Source organism: Candidatus Bathyarchaeota archaeon, from assembly GCA_030739585.1.
In the GTDB taxonomy this organism is placed as follows: Archaea; Thermoproteota; Bathyarchaeia; order TCS64; family TCS64.
On record JASLYX010000020.1, the window covers coordinates 1 to 5,626 of the forward strand.

The window sequence follows — 5,626 nt, forward strand, 5'->3', positions numbered from 1 at the left end:
AAAGGTTTACCAAGAGCGGCTACAAGCTCTTCTTCGCTCCGGACCCCAAGTCTGCCTTACTCCACTTCAAATACGGCAGAGAAGACAAAGAACCTGTCCTGCCCTTCGGACCATCGCATACCAACGCGGTCGAGTTTCCACTCTCATTCAAGGAGATGCTCGAGGAGAGCAGGATCGTGAGGGACTATACCGGAAACGCTGTCACCGTCGAGGAGGGCATGTATTCATACGTGTTCGGGAGATCCATGATCTTCAACGGCAACGGTTCATGCAAACGAATGCTCCAAGAGCGTGTAAATAACGAGATAATAGAGAACAACGGATACGTCTACTTCAACCGAAAAATAGATGACAGAGACCTCAGGGAAAGGATTTGTCTGGATGCAATAAGTGCAGCTGAAATGAAATCAACGCCAATCGCGCAAACCCAGATAGTAGGGAGCGAGTACGCCACAAATCTGGTGGAAGTGCAACCAAGGGCATGAATGGGAAGCTAAACCAAATAATAGAGCGAGAGGCAGAGGTTGTCCATACTGTGCTGGAAAAAAAGCCAGCAAAGAATACAACCTAGCAGTCAAACACCCTGAATTAACCAAGGAGTGGCATCCAACCAAGAACGGGAATTTAAAACCCGAGAATCATCTAAGTCAATCCACTAAGCAAGGATTATACCACTATCCTGAGGTATGTTTGTTCGATGGAAGGAACTGGATTTTGAAGAAGATTGGGGTCATCGCCTTGATAGCAGCTCTCGTGATCATTGCGGCAGCTGCTCTCTTTATCTCAACAAAGTTCGATATCATGACTCAGATATCTTTGGGCCGGCAGCCTGCATGGGGAGTACCGGAGTCGAGTGCCTCCGCGATCACCTCGCTGCCCCCCAGCATGGAGGGCATCAACGCTCATCCCGAAGCTGTGGGAACGGGTGCGGACCCTGAGATAGTCACGCTTGGCCCCAAGGAGGGAGGGTGCACAGGCTGTCCTCCCTATTCGGATAAGACCAGCTTGGACTTTGAGGTCGACCACGGGACGCCGGTGCTCGCCCCAGTAGACATGGTGCTGATAGGGTTCAGCAACAGGAACGCAGAGTATCGGGTCCGATCCGACGGAGAGATTCAGTCCCCCTACGACGATCTGGAGCTGGTCTTCGAGTCCGCGAGCCCCGACTGGCCGGGGATGATCATAGGTGTCTATCATCTCCAGAGTTCGCCGCTGCTGATGGGTCAGGGTCTGGACCAGGGTTGTGACAGGGTCGAGGAGTGGGAGGGCGCCTCACAGATGCAGGGGTATCTCCTCTCCACCATCGACACGTTCGTGTTCAGGGAAGTGGGGGACTTCGACTCGTGCGAAGCCCTCATGAGGAGGCTAGTGAGGCGTGGAGAGGTGATCGGGTACGCGGGGAGCGTCGGAGACCACTCCATGGCAGCCTTCAAGTTCAAGGTGTCCCACACGGAGAAGAATCCGATGGCCCGGTTCGGGAACCCCTATCTGCACTGGGTTCAGCCAAGCTCATTTTTCTACTGGAAATGTTATAGTCCGGACGCCGATTTCCCGGCCGGGGTGCTCGCCTACCCTTTCCCGTGCGAGGACTACGAACTCCCCGCTGAGCAGTATGATGTGAACTTCAAATACGCGCCAACGCAAGATTGATGGTTCATAATGGACAAAGACCAAGCGCGCCCTTAACGGGTTTTTTTATGCTGATCTTCAACTCTTAAAGGAAACTGCGTTCAGACCCATCGAAGTAAACCGGCTTACACCTGATGACATCGATCTTGAACGGAGAATAATTACTTTAAACGCTCCAGCTAAGCGGAGTAAGCCTCGACAAGTAAAGGTCTCAGAGAAACTAGTCTCTATGCTCACGCCTTTGACTAAGAAAAAGGGCTTGGACGAGTCTCTTTGGGGTGTGAGTTCAAAAAGCATGAGGAGTACCTTCTCCAATCGTCGGAAAGCACTCGCTGAAAAATTGGGTAATCCTAGGCTCATGAAGATTAAACTGAAGACCTTCCGGCATTGAAACGCGACGATGGAATATCACAAGGTGGATAAATATGGTTAGCTGAGAATTTCTCAGATAAGAATCGGTAGCGTTAAACTTATTTTTTCAAGATTATTGTGTCCTAAATGAAGTTAGGTGAGAAATTTTCATTTATAGAAAATATCTGTGAATTGTATAGTGATTTATGGATTGATAAAATTCTGGAAAATTTAACCCGTGTAGGCGAAAAAGAGGTCAGGAGAAATATTGCGAGCGCATGTGATTCTAGCAATGAGATTATCACGGAACTTGAAGAAAACATTAATATATTAATAAGAGAGGTCAAAACAAAAAGAAAAAATAAATTATCTATCACCTCAAATAAATATCTAATTGCAGAAATATGAAAATATATGATGAAATAATAAATGAATATTTAACGAAACTACCTAAAGAAATATTAACTATATTGAATGATCTGAAACCATTGTTTGATAAAATTAAACAATATAGTTGTAGCCCACAAAAGAATATCGAATAATATATTAAAGGATATTCGTATACTCAATTTATGAAATCCTTAGTCGTTGTACCTAGCGGTAGAAGGAAAATCTGGGAAATGAACCCAAATGCTAGACCTACTTTAGCTAAAAATGTATACACAGGACCGCCTTTCAAGGTAAATCGAGAGTACGCTGAAACCTTTTCTGATAAATGGGTGATTCTCTCACCGAAATATGGTTTCATTGAACCTGACTTTATTATCTCTGAAGATTATGACGTTAGATTTGATGTTCCCAAAACCAATCCTATCGAGTTATCAACCTTAAGGGAACAGGTTAAGGACCGGTTTTCTGAATATCCCTGTATCGTAGCATTAGGAGGATCAACCTACGCAAACTTGGTCGTTGAAACTTTCAAGAGCACCGATCGAAAAGTTTTAACTCCTTCCACTGGGATAATGATTGCGCGCGCAGTAAGGGACGCCATAAGAGAAAACAAACCATTCACTTGCACGTGATAGACTTTGGATAGATTTGTCTAACTCGACTATTTCTATGACCTCATGGACAACCTTGAGAACAGAGTTGGAGGAAGAAGGCTTCTCAGGTTTTCAGATGGTAAGATGAAATATATCGAAGAATATATCTTTTGTTTTCATTTCTAGAAGGGTTCGTACCCCGCCAAAAGATTAAACAAATCGTTTCTGTCAAAATTATTGGTGAATCCCCCCCAGTCTACCATGATTAACAATCTTAGTATTCGTTATATCCATTGACCTTCTCCTGGAATCTGTGCACGAATCATACACATCCTCTCCTCACGCACTTGATTGTGAATGGAGACAGGAATCTAGGGAAGACTTACCCCGAATCCATCAAGTCTCTGAGGAACTGGTATCCATAATCCCAACCCTCATTCTCATCAGGATAGTAGGTTACAACGTTCAATGATCCAGCTAAGGCCTCACGGGCCTGCTTAACGTCATCAATCAGCCCCAAAGAGATCAATTGGACGATGACATTCCCAAGAGTCGTGGCCTTAACAGGCCTCACAATAACGGGAACCCTTGTGGAGTCGGCGGTCATCTGGCACAGGAGGGCGTTCTGGGCGCCCCCGCCGATCACGTGGATACACTCCACGGTTCTCCCTGTAAGCTCGACCAACTGCTCCAAGACGACCCGCTATTTCAGAGCAAGGCTCTCGTACACGACGCGTATCCTCTGCCCGCGCTTCCCGGTCTCGTCGCAGTATTCCCTTAATCCTGGATGGCATGTCTCCAGGGGCGAGGAAGGATGGATGATCGGGGTCGATTATCGATGTGAACGGTGTCGCCTTCTCGGCTTCCCGGATGTAATACTCCAGCCCCCGGTTCTCCATGGACTCACAGGTCCTCCAGCACTCCTGCTCCAGTCATAGCCCTGCCAGGTTCTTGAGGAGTCTATACTTACCTTCGGCTCCCCCCCCGCGTTCATCATGTTCGCTGCGAATACCTCGTCGTTGATCAGGGGGTCATCCAGCTCCATGCCTAGGAGGCTCCATGTGCCGCTGCTGAGATATGTATAGTTCTCCGTCGTGGTCGGGACCGCGACCACCGCGCTGGCCGTGTCATGGCATGCAGGGGCAACTACAGGGACTCCCTGATGCTCTCCGATCCTCGTCCCAGGGTCAAGAATAAATGGAAAGATGTCCGTGGGCACCTCTAATGCCTCCAGGGTCTCTCTGTCCCAGTCTCCACTCTTCAAGTTTAGCATCTGGGTCGTGGTCTCATGGGTCAGCTCGCAGGTCTTGGCCCCGGTGAGCCAGTAGTGGATAAGATCAGGCATTCCCAGGTAGCATAACGCTTTCTTGAGGATGGAATCGTGGTTTTTCACCAGGCTTGCGATTTGGTACAGCGTGTTCAGGGATATGAACTGGATGCCGGTCCTCTCGAATATCTCCCTGTGGGGGACTTTCTTGAAGACCCAGTCCATCATGCCCGCGGTTCCCCCGTCCCTGTAGTGAACAGGCTTCCTAGGGTTCGAATCCCTCTCCCCGCACTTTTTCTTCCTCCTCCGGTAAAGGCGATGCTTGCGCGCCCGTTGCTATCACCCTCAGGTTCTTCTTATAACGAGAAAAAATTATCTTGTTTTCTGCCTGAGCTTGAGTTCTATCCTCAGATAAATCCCGTTGACGGTCTGGCCGTATATGTCCTCACGGATGGAACCTCTTTCCTCGTTTATGGACTGGACGAGGAACCTTGCTCTGGGTTTTTCCGGTTTCTCGTCGTTCTTGATGATGAGGTATTTTTTGCCCTTCAACTTGTTGAGGTAGTAATCGCTGCGCTGGACGAGGAGCTCGGTCTTGGTATTGTTGAGGAGGTCCTCGTAGACCTGGTCTGATACGTGCTGATGGGCGTTGGCTCCTGCCATGGGAATATATCCTTTGGAGGGGGATAAAATTATACCCCCAAACCCAAACCCCTTCTCTTTCTCTCCCCTTCTCTCTCTCACTCTCTCTCTAAACACACAAAAACACGAAAAACACACACACGTGTTAAGTGTGAATTGTTGAACGTTTTACGTTAAACGTTTTACAGGTTCCGGGTGCCTTTTGATAGTTGATTTGACTGGTTTGGGTATTATAGTACTGGTATTAGGGTGCTATGAGTGTAGGATATTTGATTTATAGATAGTTGCTAATCGTTTAGTGTGCGTGAATTTATCCTATATGAAGTTAGAGAGGACTTACATTTTAGTTTAAAATACTCTCGTTAAGGGTCAATCTCGGGGAAATGATCAGGTGAACGGCTTGTCGATACCGTAAAATAAGTGTAATCTGAGAGTTATAGTGAGCGACATATGTTTTCAGTTAAAAAGCTCATCTACCCGAGTTTTTTATACCATAATTCGCGTGGGCAAGCGCGAGTATTATTCTTCGTTTTAGGAATGTTATGTGTGGCCTTCTTCACCTGAGGCTGGAGTCTGGGATGGACGGGTGGGTTAGGAGATGCTTTGTTTCTGCTGGTTCATGGAGGCCCTGTGAGGCATGGGGTCTCCTTAGTTGGCGGTGATCATGTGAGTCTTGAGCTTGATCCACTCGTGTGTGGGGGAGGAGCGGCTGGCTGAAAAGCACCTCATCGGTCCTAAAACCTATAATTATTGA

Annotated in this window: 7 protein-coding genes and 1 pseudogene; 4 read left to right on the forward strand and 4 right to left on the reverse strand. The window is 47.5% G+C overall.

Translation table 11 applies throughout. From position 1 onward, the window contains the following. From QGG23_08285 to QGG23_08300, 4 genes are all read left to right on the forward strand, one after another. Window positions 1–485, forward strand: a 485-nt coding sequence (locus QGG23_08285; GenBank protein MDP6049413.1) for a hypothetical protein, incomplete at its 5' end; no start/stop codon positions are given. Between the two features lie 205 nt (window positions 486–690). Continuing rightward, a complete protein-coding gene (locus QGG23_08290) occupies window positions 691–1,650 on the forward strand; it encodes a hypothetical protein (GenBank protein ID MDP6049414.1) in 960 nt (319 codons plus the stop codon). Window positions 1,651–2,127: 477 nt separating this feature from the next. After that, the gene (locus QGG23_08295) at window positions 2,128–2,388 is read left to right on the forward strand and encodes a hypothetical protein (protein MDP6049415.1); all 261 of its coding nucleotides are present in this window, start codon (window positions 2,128–2,130) and stop codon (window positions 2,386–2,388) included. Window positions 2,389–2,552: 164 nt separating this feature from the next. Continuing rightward, a complete protein-coding gene (locus QGG23_08300; protein ID MDP6049416.1) occupies window positions 2,553–3,002 on the forward strand; it encodes a hypothetical protein in 450 nt (149 codons plus the stop codon). A gap of 343 nt (window positions 3,003–3,345) precedes the next feature. Here the strand turns inward: QGG23_08300 and QGG23_08305 are convergent, their stop codons facing one another. The 4 genes and pseudogenes from QGG23_08305 to QGG23_08320 all read right to left on the reverse strand — a co-directional run. Then, complete coding sequence (locus QGG23_08305; protein MDP6049417.1) at window positions 3,346–3,657, reverse strand: FGGY-family carbohydrate kinase; 312 nt, start codon at window positions 3,655–3,657, stop codon at window positions 3,346–3,348. 138 nt (window positions 3,658–3,795) lie between these two features. Continuing rightward, window positions 3,796–4,476 (reverse strand): annotated as a pseudogene (locus tag QGG23_08310) (FGGY family carbohydrate kinase). A gap of 126 nt (window positions 4,477–4,602) precedes the next feature. Then, window positions 4,603–4,974: a hypothetical protein gene (locus QGG23_08315; protein ID MDP6049418.1), complete on the reverse strand. Its 372-nt coding sequence runs from the start codon at window positions 4,972–4,974 to the stop codon at window positions 4,603–4,605. 454 nt (window positions 4,975–5,428) lie between these two features. Next, window positions 5,429–5,626, reverse strand: a 198-nt coding sequence (locus QGG23_08320) for a hypothetical protein (GenBank protein MDP6049419.1), incomplete at its 5' end; no start/stop codon positions are given.

Coding starts and splice junctions, on each gene's coding strand:
- QGG23_08295 (MDP6049415.1), top strand. CDS start 2,128: ATGAAGTTAGGTGAGAAATTTTCATTTATAGAAAATATCTGTGAATTG.
- QGG23_08300 (MDP6049416.1), top strand. CDS start 2,553: ATGAAATCCTTAGTCGTTGTACCTAGCGGTAGAAGGAAAATCTGGGAA.